The sequence below is a fragment of the Winogradskyella sp. genome (assembly GCF_045105575.1).
In the GTDB taxonomy this organism is placed as follows: Bacteria; Bacteroidota; Bacteroidia; order Flavobacteriales; family Flavobacteriaceae; genus Winogradskyella.
This window is the reverse complement of the sequence record NZ_JBGCDQ010000042.1, coordinates 41,308-59,000: the sequence shown is the minus strand read 5'-3', so window position 1 is coordinate 59,000 and position 17,693 is coordinate 41,308. Positions and strand designations below refer to the sequence as shown.

Annotated in this window: 15 protein-coding genes and 1 tRNA gene; 2 read left to right on the top strand and 14 right to left on the bottom strand. The window is 33.9% G+C overall.

The annotated features are described in order from the left end of the window. Positions 1 to 44 precede the first annotated feature (44 nt). Complete coding sequence (locus AB8B52_RS10440) at positions 45 to 902, bottom strand: zinc-dependent peptidase (protein WP_406027821.1); 858 nt, start codon at positions 900 to 902, stop codon at positions 45 to 47. A gap of 114 nt (positions 903 to 1,016) precedes the next feature. On the opposite strand from AB8B52_RS10440, the gene AB8B52_RS10435 reads away from it, so the two are divergent. Together AB8B52_RS10435 and AB8B52_RS10430 are read left to right on the top strand one after the other, a co-directional pair. Continuing rightward, positions 1,017 to 1,982 (top strand): Gfo/Idh/MocA family protein, encoded by a 966-nt coding sequence (locus tag AB8B52_RS10435; RefSeq protein WP_406027819.1) that lies wholly within the window; start codon positions 1,017 to 1,019, stop codon positions 1,980 to 1,982. 171 nt (positions 1,983 to 2,153) lie between these two features. Continuing rightward, positions 2,154 to 3,743, top strand: a complete 1,590-nt coding sequence (locus AB8B52_RS10430; RefSeq protein ID WP_406027817.1) for an FMN-binding glutamate synthase family protein — start codon at positions 2,154 to 2,156, stop codon at positions 3,741 to 3,743. A gap of 228 nt (positions 3,744 to 3,971) precedes the next feature. Here AB8B52_RS10430 and AB8B52_RS10425 read toward each other — a convergent pair whose 3' ends face one another. The 13 genes from AB8B52_RS10425 to mraY all read right to left on the bottom strand — a co-directional run bounded on the left by AB8B52_RS10425 (position 3,972) and on the right by mraY (position 17,630). Next, on the bottom strand, positions 3,972 to 4,421 hold the full coding sequence (locus AB8B52_RS10425) for a hypothetical protein (RefSeq protein ID WP_406027815.1): 450 nt from the start codon (positions 4,419 to 4,421) through the stop codon (positions 3,972 to 3,974). A gap of 34 nt (positions 4,422 to 4,455) precedes the next feature. Further along, positions 4,456 to 5,043, bottom strand: coding sequence for a hypothetical protein (locus tag AB8B52_RS10420; RefSeq protein ID WP_406027813.1), 588 nt, complete (start codon positions 5,041 to 5,043; stop codon positions 4,456 to 4,458). A 364-nt stretch (positions 5,044 to 5,407) separates the two neighbouring features. Beyond that, positions 5,408 to 5,764, bottom strand: coding sequence for a hypothetical protein (locus AB8B52_RS10415; protein ID WP_406027811.1), 357 nt, complete (start codon positions 5,762 to 5,764; stop codon positions 5,408 to 5,410). A gap of 283 nt (positions 5,765 to 6,047) precedes the next feature. Then, positions 6,048 to 6,121, bottom strand: a tRNA-Arg gene (locus AB8B52_RS10410). A gap of 39 nt (positions 6,122 to 6,160) precedes the next feature. Continuing rightward, positions 6,161 to 6,610, bottom strand: a complete 450-nt coding sequence (locus tag AB8B52_RS10405) for a GatB/YqeY domain-containing protein (RefSeq protein WP_406027809.1) — start codon at positions 6,608 to 6,610, stop codon at positions 6,161 to 6,163. A gap of 163 nt (positions 6,611 to 6,773) precedes the next feature. Beyond that, entirely contained in the window at positions 6,774 to 8,711 is a 1,938-nt protein-coding gene (ftsZ, locus tag AB8B52_RS10400; RefSeq protein WP_406027807.1) for a cell division protein FtsZ, read from the bottom strand. A gap of 115 nt (positions 8,712 to 8,826) precedes the next feature. Continuing rightward, positions 8,827 to 10,158, bottom strand: a complete 1,332-nt coding sequence (gene ftsA, locus AB8B52_RS10395) for a cell division protein FtsA (protein WP_406027805.1) — start codon at positions 10,156 to 10,158, stop codon at positions 8,827 to 8,829. A 3-nt stretch (positions 10,159 to 10,161) separates the two neighbouring features. Continuing rightward, positions 10,162 to 10,884 carry a cell division protein FtsQ/DivIB gene (locus AB8B52_RS10390; protein WP_406027803.1) on the bottom strand — a complete coding sequence of 241 codons (723 nt, stop codon included), beginning with the start codon at positions 10,882 to 10,884 and terminating at the stop codon, positions 10,162 to 10,164. Continuing rightward, positions 10,871 to 12,223: a UDP-N-acetylmuramate--L-alanine ligase gene (gene murC, locus AB8B52_RS10385; RefSeq protein WP_406027925.1), complete on the bottom strand. Its 1,353-nt coding sequence runs from the start codon at positions 12,221 to 12,223 to the stop codon at positions 10,871 to 10,873. Before murC ends, AB8B52_RS10390 begins: the two co-directional genes overlap by 14 nt. Positions 12,224 to 12,338: 115 nt before the next feature. Next, entirely contained in the window at positions 12,339 to 13,439 is a 1,101-nt protein-coding gene (gene murG, locus AB8B52_RS10380) for an undecaprenyldiphospho-muramoylpentapeptide beta-N-acetylglucosaminyltransferase (RefSeq protein ID WP_406027801.1), read from the bottom strand. Positions 13,440 to 13,536: 97 nt separating this feature from the next. Then, on the bottom strand, positions 13,537 to 14,724 hold the full coding sequence (locus AB8B52_RS10375; RefSeq protein ID WP_406027799.1) for an FtsW/RodA/SpoVE family cell cycle protein: 1,188 nt from the start codon (positions 14,722 to 14,724) through the stop codon (positions 13,537 to 13,539). A gap of 205 nt (positions 14,725 to 14,929) precedes the next feature. Beyond that, positions 14,930 to 16,324, bottom strand: coding sequence for a UDP-N-acetylmuramoyl-L-alanine--D-glutamate ligase (gene murD, locus AB8B52_RS10370; RefSeq protein WP_406027797.1), 1,395 nt, complete (start codon positions 16,322 to 16,324; stop codon positions 14,930 to 14,932). A gap of 64 nt (positions 16,325 to 16,388) precedes the next feature. Then, a complete protein-coding gene (mraY, locus tag AB8B52_RS10365; RefSeq protein ID WP_406027795.1) occupies positions 16,389 to 17,630 on the bottom strand; it encodes a phospho-N-acetylmuramoyl-pentapeptide-transferase in 1,242 nt (413 codons plus the stop codon). Positions 17,631 to 17,693: the final 63 nt, after the last annotated feature.

The following is a 17,693-nucleotide window of genomic DNA, read 5'->3' as shown; positions in this document are numbered from 1 at the left end:
GTATCTTAATAAGGTTTAAAAATAAGGTTAATTTTAAATAAGAACTAATAACCTGTAAACTTAAAATTTAACATTTGTTGCATATACTTATATAGTTCTGGAAATTGAGATTTAAATTCTAAAGGTGTTTCAATGAAATTTTCAAGTAGTACTGCGAAAACCTCATAATGGTTAGTAAAGGCATATGCTCTGAAGTACTTTGACGCAATCAAATTTTCTCTAATGACTTTATGATTTTGCAAATAGTCGGTTAATTTTTTAAAACCTTGATTAAATATTAAACTACTTACATCACTGTTTTTAGCCGCATTTAAATGTATGGCATGACCAAACTCATGGATACCAAGATTTAAATTATCATCACCAATCTTATACCCTTTTTTAAAGTCTTCCCATGAGAACACAATCGCCTTTAATTGTGGATTCGTTTCCCCTTTATGAAAGGCGTTATTAATTTGAGAGTAATACGATTTGGGATAAATGATAACAGTCTCTACAATATCGATAAGGTATTTTCTAAATCCAAAAGTCAGCATAATAGCCGTTGAAGCAATCATAGTTTTCATCTCAACTGTTGGTTCAATACCTTCTCGCCCAATAAACACTTTATCACTTATAAAGCGGGAAACTCTATGCCTAAATGTCTTCTTATCCTTATGAGAAAGCTTGGAATAAAATAAAAAATCGGTTTCTATAATTCGTAATTGAGTTTTGGTAAGACTATCAGAATAAATAATGGTATTTAAGAAAATAGGTTTCTTGTGTATTAAAGCATATAATTTTTCGAAATAGATAGACACTCTTCGCAGTATAAACCAAACCATGCCACCAAGGATTAACGTTATAAAAACGTATTCAAAATTTGGAGGTGAAGCAGGTTCAGCTTGAAACAAAAATAACATGCCTAAATATAGAAATATATACAGATAAACTTAGCTAATACCTAAAATTATAGCACAATTATTAGCTCTTATATATTTATGATATCTTGTAAAACAAAACTTAAAAAGATTCTAATGAAAACGTATAATTGGGGAATTATAGGATGTGGAAGTGTAACTGAACTAAAAAGTGGTCCTGCGTATCAAAAAACCGAAGGGTTTAGCGTCACTGCTGTAATGCGTAGGAATGAAGAAAAAGGAAAAGACTATGCAAAACGACATCACATTCCTAAATTTTATACAGATGCCGACGACCTTATCAATGATCCAGAAATTGATGCTGTGTATATTGCTACTCCACCAGATTCGCATGAATATTATGCTTTAAAAGTGGCCAACACAGGAAAAATATGCTGTATTGAAAAACCAATGGCACCATCGTATAAGGCTTGTGTAAACATCTGTAAAGCATTTCAAATTAAAAATTCACCCCTTTTTGTGGCTTATTACCGACGTTCGTTACCACGCTTTTTACAAATAAAATCTTGGCTTGAAGATGAAAAAATCGGTAAAATAAAACATATAAGCTGGCATCTTAGTAAACCAGCTAATGAGATTGATATTTCTAAAACTTATAATTGGCGTACAGATGCAAACATAGCTCTTGGCGGCTATTTTGATGATTTGGCCTCTCATGGACTAGATTTGTTCAACTATTTACTTGGAGATATTTCGCAAGCCAATGGCATGGCTATAAATCAGCAAGGTTTATACTCTGCTATGGATGCAGTTACTGCAAATTGGCTTCATAAAGATACCATTACAGGTTCGGGAAGTTGGAATTTTGGCACGCACAAGCGCGAAGATAAAGTTGAAATTTACGGAAGTCATGGTAAAATAGTATTCTCCGTTTTTGGTGAAGCACCTATTACAATGGAGTGTAACGGAACTACAAAACAATTGATGATTGAAAATCCTAAAAATATTCAAATCTATCATGTTGAGAATATTAAAAAGCACTTATTAAACAAATCTATTCACCCTTCTAATGGGGAAACCGCAGCGCGAACTGCCTGGGTAATGGATCAGATATTACATTAATAATGGGATTGAATTGGAATTTGCTCAACTTCCATAGTGAACTGAATTAAGTCCATTTAATAATTGTAAATAGTTTATAAATTTCCATTAGTAAAACCTTAATCATTAAATTTGTCCCAATTTATTTGACAATAGTAATCCTAAATTCGTTTTTAATAAGCAATTTACCATATGAAAGTACGTGAATATTTTATTATAATTTCAATTATACTAATTGCATCAATCCTAATACTCGCACAATTCTGGCAGCCAGCTTTGTGGTTTTTTCTAGTCATAGGGCCTTTGGTACTTTTGGGTGTTTTCGATATATTTCAGACGTCTCATACCATAAGACGAAATTTCCCATTGTTAGGCAGGTTTAGGTATATTTTAGAATCTGTTCGACCTGAAATAATGCAATATTTTGTTGAAACGGATACTGAAGGCAGACCATTAAATAGAATTCTAAGGTCGTTAGTATATCGTAGAGCAAAAGGTGAAAACGCTACAGAACCATTTGGCACGCAGATGGACTTATATCATTCTGGTTATGAATGGTTAGAACATTCAATGTATGCTAAAAATAACCCAATGGAAATTGGCGAATTTCCAAGATTAGTGATTGGTGGAAAAGATTGTAAGCAACCTTATTCTTCGAGTTTATTAAATATTTCTGCTATGAGTTTTGGCTCATTAAGTAAAAATGCTGTTTTGGCACTAAACAAAGGTGCTAAAATGGGGAATTTTGCTCATAATACTGGTGAAGGTGGTATTAGCGATTATCATTTAGAACATGGTGGCGATTTAATTTGGCAAGTTGGTACTGGCTATTTTGGTTGCAGACATGAGGATGGCACTTTTAATGAAAAGACATTTAGAGATAACGCGCTAAAACCAGCGGTAAAGATGATAGAAATTAAACTATCGCAAGGGGCAAAACCAGGTCATGGTGGTATTTTACCCGCTTCTAAAAACACTGAGGAAATCGCTAAAATAAGACATGTGAAATCTGGTATTGCAGTGCATTCGCCTCCATCACACTCAGCGTTTTCTGATCCAATAGAGTTTATGAATTTCATTAAACGACTAAGAGAACTTTCAGATGGTAAACCTATAGGGTTTAAATTGTGTCTAGGCAGAAAACAAGAATTTATGGATTTTTGTGAAGCCATGATTCACACCGGAATATTACCAGATTTTATAACTGTAGATGGTGGTGAAGGTGGTACTGGTGCTGCACCTGTTGAATTTTCTAATTCCATGGGAATGCCACTTCGTGAAGGTCTAATATTTGTACATGATACCTTAGTTGGCTTTGGACTGAGAAAGGATATTAAAGTTATTGTTGCCGGAAAAATAATTACTGGATTTCATATGGCAAGAGCGATTGCCTTAGGTGCTGATGGCTGTAATAGTGCACGCGCTATGATGTTAGCCATTGGTTGTATCCAAGCCTTACAATGTAATAATAACACCTGTCCTGTTGGTGTAGCAACTCAAAATGCATCCTTAGTTAAAGGCTTGGTTGTTGAAGATAAAGCACCACGCGCCAAACGCTATCATGAAGCAACTATTCATAGTTTCTTAGAACTTGTGGCTGCGGCTGGATTAGATGGACCAAAAGAACTAACAAGAGATCATATTAGTAAGCGTGTTGGACTTTACAATGTAAAGACTTACGATGAAATTTACCCTGAAATGAAAGAAGGCTCTTTATTAAAGATTGATACCATACCTGAGGATTATAAAAAATTCTTTAAGTTGACCCGTATTATGCGGTGATATAAAAAAATTTAATTAACTAAATCAATCGCTTGTATCATTTTCCAATTCTGCAAACCATTTACCAGAAACATACCATGATCCAACATGTCTCAAGTCAATTTCTATGATGCCTTTGAGGTACTTATTATTATTTTTTCGTCTTGAAATATTATATATAAATAATAAGTTTTAAATAACCACCTATTATTTTTTGCTTACCATATATTGACTAATAATAGTAGTCACTCATTTTATTTCTACTAATTTTAATTGGTCGCCTTGTGTTACAACGGTATAAACTTTATCAATAGTGTTTTTTCCAGAATAATCACTGTAACTGCCCGCAATGTGCAACTGATTATTTAATATTTTCCATTTGGTATCATACATTTCTAGATTTTGTGATGCCGCAGTTCCACAACTGAACGTTCCATAAGTATTCACCTTTATAGTGCTATCCTGTGTATTAAAACTAATCGTATTGTAAGCAGAGGAAAATTCTTCATTAGATTTTGTTGGTTGCTGAATTTCAAAAATCAAAGTGTCTTTTGCCCAATTGGTAATAACCATCCATTCGCCTTTAATAGCATCAACTAATTCTTTATTTGTTTGAACTGAATTATTGGTCTTTTGGTTTTGTGCTTTAGAACAAGAAAATATCACTATTAAACTTATGACTATGTATATTTTTTTCATTTTATAAGGTTTCGCAATTAATTAGTTTTTTTAACTAACTGTTGCATAGGAAAATATTCAAATTTTCAGCTTTCGCACTTTCAAAAATAAAATCTAAATCTTTCATAAGCTCTTCATTTTCAGGATATTTTTCTTGAATTGTTTTAGTGTATAACCCTTTGTAAGTCTCTAATTCCTTTACCATAATAAAAAACCTATGAGGAAAATCTAAAGATTTAGGCGTTTTAAAATATGATCTACTTCTCGATTCTATATCTGAAAGATATTGTGTTAGCATTGGCCAGTTATCTTTATTTCGGTTAATTGGTTTGCCAAAATATTTACAAATGTCTCTTTCTAAATAACCATAAACAGCACCCAAGGCACTTTTAGCAAATTTTTCCCTGTTAGGATCTAACATTAAGTGCGTATAAAAATTATCAGTAGTACCATTAATGATGTTTTCCATAAGATGTATTGAAGAGATCCCTTTAGTCGATATATTGAAATAATCTGCCAAAATAAAATTGTATTCTTCATAGTCAAAATCATCAATAATAGTTTTGTGTAAGAGGTTTTTAGAACCGTAAACCTCACTAACTTTTCGACCGTTGGTTAGAATAACTTCAATTTGATATCCCATAGCTCTATTTTTGTTTGAATAACTTTTCTGTACTAATTTTTTAAAAATCGTTTACCTCTATTTTAGCTTGCTTGTAAAGTTTTAAATTATAAAACAACTAATTATTCTACAAAATTGAGAAATAAGTATTAAGGCTACATCCCTTTTTTCAGGGATTTTTAAATAGGCCTTAATCCAAAGAGATTTCAATTCTAATCTTTTTTTATAGGCTCATCTTAAATAAGTTGTTGATTTTATTTTAATAATCGCTTAGAAATATCAAAAAACTAACTTAATTTTGCTTCGAATGTTTTCTTGTAGTACTAGAATAAAGTCCTTTAGAGTTGCTTTTATTTCTGCATTAAATGACATATTCATCGTTTAACTATTGCACCTCTTCTACTTTTAGCTGCTCAGCTTCATAAGAAGTATTTTTATTCATCCAAAAACCAATACTTAGCATAATTAGGATGGCTATGAACGAAATGATACTATTCCTATATTTTTTATATATAAATCCACGGATCATCCATATTATATTGAACGTATAAAAAGCAAATAAATTTACATAATGAATTAAAGCCGTGAATAAGCCTTCCGTAAGGTAATCGCCACCTTTAGGCACGTAAGGTTCGTCTGTAAATTTCAAAAGAGAAGGGTTGTAAAGTTCTATATAAGTGTATAAGCCTATGAGTAATAAAATGGCATTGATTGTTATCACTATATTTTGCTTTTTAAACATTGTTTTTAGGTTTGATTAACGTTTAGATGAATGAATTAAATTTGCTTGAGTTAGTTTTTATAAAACCATTTGTGCATTATACTAATTAGAACATTACATCACAAGGATACAAATTTTCGAAGTATTATAAGTAACACCCAAGAGAGTGAGCCACTTTTTGTAGAATGATTTAACGAAAAGGATTCGCTTTGCGCATCCTTCAGAGCTCCGCTCTGAAAATAAAAAAAGTCCAAAAGAAATTTTGAGTAAACTCAATTTCTTTCAGACTTTTTCTATTTATTCGTGACCGCGAGAGGATTCGAACCTCCAACCCTCAGAGCCGAAATCTGATATTCTATCCAGTTGAACTACGCAGCCATAAATTCCTGCGAAAGCAGAAATGTCATTTTTATTTATCTAAGCTAATTTTGCTTTTACAATATTAGAAATGGTTTTACCATCAGCTTTTCCTGCCAATTTTCCACTTACAATACCCATCACTTTTCCCATATCTTTCATACCGTCTGCACCAATAGCAGCTATCGTTTTCATTACTTCAACTGTAATTTCGGCTTCTGAAAGTTGTGCTGGTAAAAATTGACTAATCACTTCTACTTGTGCCAATTCTGGCTCTGCCAAATCATTACGATCTTGTTCTAAAAATATAGCAGCACTGTCCTTACGTTGCTTTACCATTTTAGAGAGTATTTTTATTTCCTCCTCTTCTGATATTTCTTCTTTAGAACCTGTTGCTGTTTGAGCCAATAATAACTCTGATTTTACAGCGCGTAACGCAGCTAAGGCTGTTTGGTCTTTTGCTTTCATTGCTACTTTCATAGCAGTCATTACATCTACTTGTAAACTCATAATGGTATTCTTTTTGTACGAAGTGCGAAGATACTAAAAAGATTTTCACAGACGACATAAGATTAGGGCTCCAAAAAAATTATACTAATAAAAAAGCCCAAAACGCTAGAACAACTTTTTGGACTTGACTTTAGTGTTTTAACACTATAGATTAAATGTATTATTAATCTACATTATCGTGTAAAAATGAATTATTACTTCTTAACTGAATATCATCATTTTCGTCTTTACCAACAGACATTCTCGACGCTTTAGTTTCTGAAGAATGTTGTGCATCTTCTAAATTAACACCCTGCCTTTTGTAAGCAGGTTCTTTTTCAATTTCGTCTATTTTAGCTGTGTTGAATTTATAATTGAAATCTTTCATTCTTCTTCTGCGCTCATCTGCACGTGCAATTAGCATTTCGGAAATTGGACTGTTCATTGGGTCAATCTCTTCCTCAACAATTTCGAAAGTTTCATCCATAGGCAATGTTTTCTTCTCAAAAACAATCTCTTCCTTCACCTCTGTTCTTTCATTTTTTGTATTGATAGAAGACTCAAATGTTTCAAAATCGTCTAAAGCATAACGCTTTTCACCTTCTTCATTTACTTCAGTCACTGCAATTATTTCAACTGGCTCGTTAACATCAATGTCCTTTACCTCTTCTTCTAAACTAAAGAACATTTTTTCTTCTTTAACTTCTTGTTCTTCAATTGGCTTTGGTTCGTTTGGTGTTAATGGTAAATCAAAAGTCAATGTAATTTGTTCTTTCGACTCGTCTTCAATTATTTCCGCTTTATTAACGATTGGTGTTATTACAAAATCTTCTGGTGCAATTTTAGCTTCTGGTTTTGTGTCTAAAACTTCATCATAAACTACATTGATGTTTTTAATCACCTCTGTAGATTCGATTAAATCCGTTCCTTTATCTTCTTCAACTTTAGCCTCAAAAACAACATCTTCTATATCGTCTTCCAATAAATTGTGGCGTACTACTGGTGCTTCCGTTTCGACTTCTAATACAATATCTGGTGTGATAATAGCTGGCTCTTTTTCTTGTGTGCTTGTTTCAGATGTTTCACCTAAAGCATGAACCACCTTCTTCGTTTCAGTATTTGAAATTTCATTCTGCTGATCGATATCAAAACCTGTAGCAATAATCGTTACAGAAATAGATTCTTGTAAGGTTTCATCTTCACCAACACCCATAATAATGTTAGCTCCAAAACCTGCTTCTGTTTGAATATGATCGTTAATTTCACCGATTTCATCAATAGTTATTTCTTGAGATCCAGAAACGATTAGCAACAATACGTTTTTAGCTCCTGTGATTTTATTATCGTTAAGTAATGGCGAATCTAAAGCACTCATAATAGCTTCTTGTGCTCTTGTTTGACCAGAAGCTATTGCAGAACCCATGATGGCAGTTCCACTATTACTTAAAACAGTTTTAGCATCACGTAAATCAATATTCTGAGTATAGTGATGTGTTATAACCTCTGCAATGCCTCGAGATGCTGTGGATAATACTTCATCTGCTTTAGAGAAACCTGCTTTAAAGCCAAGATTTCCGTAAACTTCACGCAGTTTGTTGTTGTTAATCACCACTAACGAATCGACATGAGAACGTAACTTTTCAATACCGCGTTGGGCTTGTTCGTTACGCATTTTACCTTCAAACTGAAAAGGCATCGTTACAATACCAACAGTAAGGATATCTAATTCCTTAGCCATTTTAGCAATGACTGGTGCTGCACCAGTACCTGTACCACCACCCATTCCGGCTGTGATAAATACCATTTTTGTGTTGGTATCTAACATTCTACGAATGTCTTCTAAACTCTCAATTGCAGCTTCTTCACCAACATCTGGATTGGCTCCTGCGCCTAATCCTTCGGTTAAATTAACTCCTAATTGAATTTTGTTTGGAACACCACTGCTCTGAAGTGCTTGTGAATCTGTATTACAAATTACAAAATCCACCCCTTTGATACCTTGTTGAAACATGTGATTGATGGCATTGCTACCACCTCCACCAACACCAATTACTTTTATGACGTTTGATTGGTGCTTTGGCAAATCAAATGAAATGTTTCCAAATTCGTTGCTATTACTCATTTTATTATGATTTTCTATTTATTCAAATTATTCTGTGGTGCAAAATTTGCATTTGCGGATGAATTTATAATCGCGGACAATTATTGTACGGACAAGTCGCGACTTGTCCCTACGATCATTCCGCATTATCCAAAAAATCCTTCACACGTTCTGTTAACTTATCTAAAAACGAACGACGCTCTTTCTTTGGCTCTTGAACTACCGTTTCCGTTTCTGGCTCAGCTAATTGTTCCGCTTCATTTTCAATGATTAATTTCTCTTCTACAAGCTCGGCCTTTTTGCGCTCTTGACGTTTTAAACCATCCATCACTAAACCAACTGCTGTGGCATATAACGGACTTGCAATATCTTCATCACTGTCACCAGCTAAATGCTCGTTAGGATAACCGATTCTGGTATCCATTCCTGTAATGTATTCTACCAATTGTTTTAAATGCTTCAATTGGCTTCCACCACCTGTTAACACAATACCGCCTATCAGTTTTTTCTTTTGCTCTTCGTGACCGTAATTTTTTATTTCAACATAAACCTGTTCTATAATTTCCACCACTCTAGCATGAATAATTTTAGACAAGTTTTTTAAGGTGATTTCTTTTGGCTCTCTTCCTCTTAATCCAGGAATAGATACAATTTCATTATCCTTATTTTCGCCAGGCCATGCCGATCCAAACTTTACTTTTAAAAGCTCTGCTTGTTTTTCAATGATTGAACACCCTTCTTTTATATCTTCAGTAATAACATTTCCACCGAATGGGATTACTGCGGTATGACGAATAATACCATCTTTAAAAACGGCCAAATCCGTTGTTCCGCCACCTATATCAATCAAAGCAACACCTGCTTCTTTCTCTTCTTGACTTAGCACTGCGTTAGCAGAAGCCAATGGCTCTAATGTGATACCTTCAAGCTGCAAACCAGAACTCTTTATGCATCTTCCAATATTTCTTATTGAAGACACTTGGCCTACTACTACATGAAAATTAGCTTCCAATCGTCCGCCATACATTCCAATTGGTTCAGTAATTTCAGCTTGACCATCAATCTTAAATTCTTGAGGCAATACATGAATTATTTCTTCACCAGGAAGCATTACCAATTTATGCACTTGGTTAATTAAACGATCAATATCGTCTTCATCAATAACGATATCAGAATTTGCTCTCGTAATGTAATCGCTATGCTGTAAACTACGAATATGCTGACCTGCAATACCAACAGTAACATCTTCAATTTTTTCTGAGGCAGCGGCTTCAGCTTCTTGTACAGCTTGTTGAATAGACTGAATCGTTTGGGTTATATTGTTAACCACACCACGATGCACGCCCATACTTTTAGCTTTACCTAAGCCTAAAATTTCAACTTTATCGTATTCGTTTTTGCGACCAATCATGGCCACAATCTTTGTGGTTCCTATATCTAGACCTACCGAAATATTTTGCTTGTCCATAGTTTACTTTTTGGTGCAAATCACTTGTTTATCAAATTTTAAATTCACTAATGCATAGCGATCTAAAACTTGATCTTTTAAAGCCTTCTGATAAAATGCCTTAAAATTATTTATCTTTTTTTCTAGTTGTTTTAAAGTTCCTAAATGAACTGTAAAATCACTCTTTCTAATTTTGAAATCAATGGTTTCATCTTCGTTTTGATGAATTTCAATGACATACTTCTTTAAAAAATCGTCGTTATCTACAGTTTTTGCAAATTGAAAGACTGTTTCAAGCTTATTTTTTTTAATATTTCCGGTAACAAGTGGCACTCTTGCTGTATAATTTTGAGACAAAGGCATAAATCCACCTTCATCGTCTATGTAATACGATGCATTTGTGTTCACTCTTGCAATAGGTCTTTTCTGTTCAATTTCAGCGGAAAGCTCACCGTTTACTGACATAAACACTTGTGCTTCCTTTATCATTGCATTAGATTTCAGGGCAGATTCTAATTCATTCAAATCTATAATATCTTTAGGTTGCATTGAAACTGGTTCTTGATTTACTATTAACAATTTACTAACAGTGGCATCAGTTATAAATAATTTGTTTTCGCCTAAATTTTTAATGCTAGGCTCACTTACTATTCGCGTCTTATTTCTTTGGTTAGAAAACGCAAATAAAAACCCTACTAAAAGTACCAAGACAATGATTTTTATATAGTTGAAATTAATTTTTGACATCGAAAGCTGCTTTTATATGTTTTACTTCTGCTCCAATATCTCCAGCACCAATGGTTAATATAATTTGAGCGCTAGATTTTTTTATTTCATCAATAATATGCTCTTTTTGAACTAATTTTTTATTAGAATTTTGAATCTTATCAAAAAGCCATTTTGAGGTCACACCTTCTATAGGTAATTCCCTTGCAGGATAAATATCTAGAAGTAATAGCTCATCGAATTTTGAAAGACTTTCTGCAAAACCATCTACAAAATCTTTGGTTCTACTAAACAAATGTGGCTGAAAAATAGCCAATACCTTTTTGTTTGGATACATTTCTCTTACAGCTTGATGCACCGCTTTAATTTCTTCAGGATGATGTGCATAATCATCTATAAACACAAAATCGTCTGTTTTAATTTGATAGGTAAACCGTCGTTTCACTCCTTTATAAGTGGCTAGGGCTTTTGCAAGATTCTCATAAGCACATCCATATTCTGCTGCCATTGCCAAAGCTATTATCGCGTTAGATAAATTATGTCTTCCAGGCAAACTGAATTTGAAATCTTTGTGCAATCCGTGAGGTGTTTTTACATCGAACACATAAGTTCCATTTTCTATTGAGATATTTTGCGCACTATAATCTGAATCATCTTCAATACCATACGTTATGCCTTTTAACGGCAATCCATTTCTCACAAATAATTTCCCATTAGGTTTGATACATTCCGTAAAATCTTTGAAGGTTTTTACCAATTCTTCAGCATTACCATAAATATCTAAATGATCAGCATCCATTGAGGTAATACAAGCCAAATCTGGTGATAAGGTTAAAAACGAACGGTCAAACTCATCGGCTTCAACTACGGTAACATCAGTGCCATTAAGAATTAAATTTGAGTTGTAATTTTCACTAATACCACCTAAAAAGGCAGTCACAGGAACGTGACATGCACTCAATAAATGCCCTAAAATACTGGTTGTGGTTGTTTTTCCATGCGTTCCAGCAACAGCCAAACAAACCGTTTGCTTCGTAATTTCTCCTAAAACCGCAGAACGTTTTAACACGTTGAAATTATTACTTTTGAAATAGTTTAATTCCGAATGATCTTTTGGAACTGCAGGTGTATAAACGATTAATGTTGATTTTGAATCTAAATACGTTTTGTCAATTTCAGAAACAGTATCATTAAAATGAATTTGAACACCTAACTCTTGAAGTGCCTTTGTGATTTCACTTGGTGTTTTATCGTAACCAGCAACTTGTTTGCCATTGGCTACAAAATAACGTGCGAGCGCACTCATTCCTATGCCTCCGATGCCTAAGAAATATATATGAGAAGCCCTCGCGATAGTTATCGGGACTAGATCCTTCCCAGAGGGAAGAACCTGCTCATTGTTGCTAATATGTTCCTTACTATTATTCATTCTTATTTCACTTAGTTTCTATCTCAGTTTCTTCCCTCTAGGAAGATTAAGATGGGCTTTTTAACAGTTTTTCAACTTCATCAACAATATCATTTGTTGCATTAATCAATGCTAAGGCTTCAATATGCTTACTTAATTCTTTTCTTTTCTCTTCGTTTTCAATCAATTCTGAAAATTCCTTTTGAAAATCAGCATCCAGATCTTTTTCCTTAATTAAAATGGCTGCATTTTTATCCGCAACTGACTTTGCATTTTTTGTCTGATGGTCTTCAGCAACATTTGGTGATGGAATAAATATGACTGGTTTCCCAACAATACATAATTCTGAAACTGAAATTGCACCTGCTCTAGAAATAATGACATCTGCGGCTGCATAAGCCAAATCCATTTGATTTAAAAACGCATGAACTTGCATATTTTTTGAATCATTATATCGTTTATACTGACTATAATATAACTTCCCACATTGCCATATCACTTGAATGTCTTGTGCTTCAAAAAACGTAATATTTGCTTCTATTAATTGATTAATTCGTCTTGCACCCAAACTTCCGCCTAAAACTAAAAGCGTTTGTTTATTGTGTTTTAACGTAAAAGCATCTTTACCTTCTATCTGTTTATCTTTTACTTTTAATAGATCTTTCCGAATTGGATTTCCTGTTAATTTAATTTTTTCTTTAGGAAAGAATTTCTCCAATCCTTCGTAAGCCACACAAATGGTATTTACTTTTTTTGCTAGTAACTTATTTGTAATGCCAGGAAACGAATTTTGTTCTTGTATTAAACTTGGAATTTTGTTGGATGTAGCAATTTGCAACAAAGGACCACTGGCAAAACCACCTGTACCAATTACCGCATCTGGCTGAAACGCCTTTACAATTTTTCTTGAACGCAACAAACTAGAGATTAACTTAAACGGAAAGGCAAGGTTCTTTAACGTTAACTTTCTTTGAATTCCAGAAATCCATAACCCTTCAATTTTATAACCTGCTTGCGGAACCTTTTCCATTTCCATTCGGTCTGAGGCTCCAACAAATAGAAATTCGGCATCAGGATAGCGTGACTTTAATTCGTCTGCAATCGCAGCCGCAGGATAGATATGTCCTCCTGTGCCTCCTCCTGATAATATGAATTTGTACTGCTTCAATTTCTTTCTAATCTTTATTAAAAAACACCCCTAAAGCCCCATCAAGGGGATAATCAATCAATTCAAATCACTCTAAACTGACCTCTTTTTTCTTTATTTAAATAGCTTCACTTAAAATACTTAATGGGTTATCCTCAGCATCTTCTTGTTCTTTTATTTCTTCGCGTTTTGCGCTGACACTTAATATGATTCCTATGGCTAAACAGGTCATCCAAATGGATGTTCCACCACTACTAATTAATGGTAAGGTTTGTCCAGTTACCGGAAATAATTCTACAGCAACTGCCATATTTATTAAGGCCTGAAACACAATTGGTAAACCGACACCTAAGACGAGTAATTTTCCAAATATGGTATCTGATTTCTGACTTACAATCACAATTCTAAATAGCAACCACGAGTATAAAACCAATAAAAACACACCTCCAATTAAGCCATATTCTTCAATAATGATGGCGAAAATAAAATCTGACGATGATTGTGGTAAAAAGTTCTTCTGTATACTTTTACCAGGACCTAAAGGTGTTCTTCCTGTTGCGATGGCAATTTTTGCTTTTTCAATTTGGTAATCGGCTTCTGTATCTTCTCCATTTGCAAAATTTTCAATTCTACTCACCCAAGTATCCACTCTATTCGGCATAATATCTGGAAACGCCTTTGCTGTTAAAATAAATAATGTCAGCGCCAACAAGCCTGTTCCTATAATTACTAGTAGATATTTTATAGGATAACCACCAATAAAGGTCAACATTACAATCATGGTAAAAATGATGGCTGTTGTTGAGAAATTTGCTGGTAAAATTAGGATTAAGATTAAAAACACTGGTCCCCAAAGTGGTAAAACAGATTCTTTAAAAGTCACGTGTTTATCTTTAATTTTAGACAGATATCGCGCTACATAAACCATTAAAACTACGGCTGCCAAAGTTGATGTTTGAAAAGACATATTCACAATAGGAATACTGATCCATCGGCTAGCATTTGCGCCATCTATAGTAGTACCTTGAAGCATTGTAACCAATAAAAGTACAAACACAATAGGAATCATAACCATCGATAAACCACGGAAATACTTGTAAGGCACTTTATGAATACCAAACATTATAGCAAAGCCTAAAAATAAATGCATAAAATGCTTTATAAAGAACGAAAACGTATTTGTATTACCACTATTTGCCAAATTACTAGCTGCACTATACACAGGTAAAAAGGAAAAAATAGCCAATAGCGTGACTATAGCCCAAATGGCTTTATCTCCTTTTATTTGTTCGAATACTTTACTCATAAAACAGCCCCTTTGCCTTACAGGCATTTCCCCAGAGGGGAAAATTAAATTAGTTAATGATTCTCTTATTTATCTTTTATTAGCCCTTTACCTCTTTCTTTTTATTACTTTTCAAAAAAGGGGAATACACACTGTTTTTTTCTAGCTTAATCTCAACAGTTTCTTCCCTCTGGGGAGATTAAGATGGGCTTTTTATGAGTTGCTTTTACAAATTCCGAACCGCATTTTTAAATTGACGCCCTCTATCTTCATAATTTTCGAATAAATCAAAACTAGCGCAAGCTGGTGACAACAACACATTGTCGCCTGCATCAGCCACCTTATAGGCGATCTTTACAGCTTCACTCATATATTCCGTCTCTATAATCACATCTACCATATTGCTGAAAGACTCCATCAATTTTGCATTATCTACACCTAAGCAGATGATAGCCTTTACTTTTTCGTTTATAAAGGGATACAATTCTTTATAATCATTGCCTTTATCAACACCACCAACAATCCAAACGGTTGGTGCATCCATACTCTCCAAAGCAAAATATGTCGCGTTAACGTTTGTTGCTTTTGAATCGTTGATGTACTGCACTTTATTAATTTTCAATACATGCTCTAAGCGATGCTCCACACCTTGAAAATTCTCTAAACTCTCACGTATGGTTTGCTTTCTAATTCTTAATAGCTGTGCCACAGTAGAAGCTGCCATTGCATTCTTAATATTATGTTTTCCTTCTAATGCTAAATTTTTTGTTGGCATAATGGTTTGAGTATTATCTATGGTTATTATTATCTTGTTATTATCTAAGTAAGCGCCTTCTTTAATGACTTTCGTTAATGAAAACGGTAATTTTTTGGATTGAATTATATTATTTTTTAGCCATTCTGAAATGACCTCATCATCTGCATCATAAATGAAATAATCATCTTCTGTTTGATTTTCTATCACTCTAAATTTTGAAGCGATGTAGTTTTCAAACTTATAATCATATCGATCTAAATGATCTGGTGTAATATTGGTTAAAACTGCAATCTTCGGTTTAAAATCATTGATATCATCTAATTGAAAACTGCTAATCTCCAAAACGTAATTGTCATGATTTTTTTCTAAAATTTGCTTCGCGAAACTGTCTCCAATATTTCCTGCTAAACCCACATCTAAATCTTGTTTTAATAGATGATGTGTAAGCGTTGCAGTTGTCGTTTTACCATTACTACCTGTTATAGCCACTAATGTCGCCTCTGTAAAATGGGATGCAAATTCAATTTCCGAAACCACTTTGATTCCTGCATCACGAATTTGTTTTACCAAAGCCACTTTATCTGGAATGCCAGGACTTTTCATGACGATATCTGCATTCAGAATTTTTGATTCTGTGTGCTGCTCATCTTCAAATTCAATCTCATTATTTAAAAGAACGTCTTTATACTTCTGTTTAATCTTGCCTTTGTCTGATACAAATACCTCGTATCCTTTTGCTTTTCCGAGTAAAGCTGTTCCTACTCCGCTTTCGCCTCCGCCAAGAATTACAAGAAGCCCCTTCCTAAATCCTTCCCCAGAAGGGAAGGACTTTTTTAACTTTTGTTGACTTCCCTCACTTTTCATTATTCTTGTTATAGCTTTTTAGCACTCTAATAATTCCCTCCCTTTGGGAGGGTTAGGTTGGGCTTTACCTTATCTTCAATGTCACTATGGTTATAATGGCTAATAAAATGCCAACAATCCAAAAACGCGTTACAATTTTACTTTCGTGATATCCTGATTTTTGATAGTGATGATGTAATGGCGACATTTTAAAAATGCGTCGTCCTTCTCCAAACTTTTTTCTTGTGTATTTGAAATAGCTGACTTGCATGACTACCGACAAATTCTCTGCTAGGAAAATGCCACATAGTATTGGGATTAACCATTCTTTTCTTATGGCAATGGCAATAACTGCAATGATGCCTCCAATAGTTAAACTTCCAGTATCTCCCATAAAGACTTGCGCTGGATAGGTATTGTACCACAAGAAGCCGATTAAAGCTCCAACAAAAGCTGCGATATATATGGTGATTTCTTCCGCTCTTGGGATATACATAATATCTAAGTATCCTGAAAAAACGATGTTACTCGATACCCAAGCGAAAATTCCTAAGGTTAGTACTATTATGGCTGAAGTTCCTGCTGCTAGTCCATCAATACCGTCTGTAAGGTTTGCTCCATTTGAGACTGCGGTGATAATAAAAATGCTGACTAGGATAAAAACAAGCCATGCATATTTTTCTAAATCTGGACTTATCCATGTGATTAAATCTGAATAATCGAACTCATTATCTTTTACAAAAGGAATGGTTGTTTTAGTTGATTTTTCTTCAGGTTTAAACAATTTTGAAGCTTGCACATCTGGGTTTTCTGCTCGTAACTCAATTTGCTGCGCCATAGGTAGTTTCTCCTTTATAGTCACGTCACTATTAAAAAATAAGGTGGCTCCGACAATGATTCCCAGTCCAACTTGACCAAGCACTTTAAATTTCCCTTTTAAACCTTCTTTATCATTTTTGAATTTTTTAATATAATCATCAATGAAACCAATCGTTCCCATCCACAGTGTAGTTACAATTAATAGGATGATGTAGATATTTTCGAGTTTCGCTAATAGCAATACAGGAATTAAGGTTGCCAAAATGATGATAATACCTCCCATGGTTGGTGTCCCTGCTTTTTCAACCTGACCTTCTAAACCCAAATCTCTAATGGTTTCACCAACTTGTTGTTTTTGTAAAAACCGAATAATGCGTTTTCCGAAAATCGTAGAAATCAATAATGATAATATGATTGCCACAGCCGCTCTAAAGGTGATGAACCCAAAAAGTGATGCTCCTGGCAATTGGAATTGTTGCTCTAAATAATCGAATAAGTAATACAGCATTTCTTTGTTATTATTTATTTCTATTTTTTATTATTAAAAATTGCTAGCATTGACTAACTTTTG